General features: G+C 41.7%; 1 rRNA gene. It reads right to left on the minus strand.

What is annotated here, in order from left to right:
* Window positions 1–82: ribosomal RNA gene (locus tag ACQRBH_RS17425) — 16S ribosomal RNA — on the minus strand; the annotation flags it as partial.
* Between the last annotated feature and the right edge of the window lie 165 nt (window positions 83–247).

The raw sequence follows: 247 nt of genomic DNA on the forward strand, positions 1-247 counted from the left end.
AAACTTAAGTGCTTCGCTCGACTTGCATGTGTTAAGCACGCCGCCAGCGTTCATCCTGAGCCAGGATCAAACTCTCGTCTAAAAAGCTTAAGTTTGGTTTTACACAAACTTTAGCGTTTAGACGCTTCGCAGTTCTTCGTGAGGTTCTTTCGAACTTAGAACTGTCGAAGCATCATTAAGTTCGTTCCGGGTCAAGAAAACTACTAGCTTTCTTATCCCTTTTACTGTTTTAAGGTCGACATTTAAA

This window comes from Bariatricus sp. SGI.161 (assembly GCF_050313695.1).
GTDB lineage: Bacteria > Bacillota > Clostridia > Lachnospirales > Lachnospiraceae > JAFBIX01.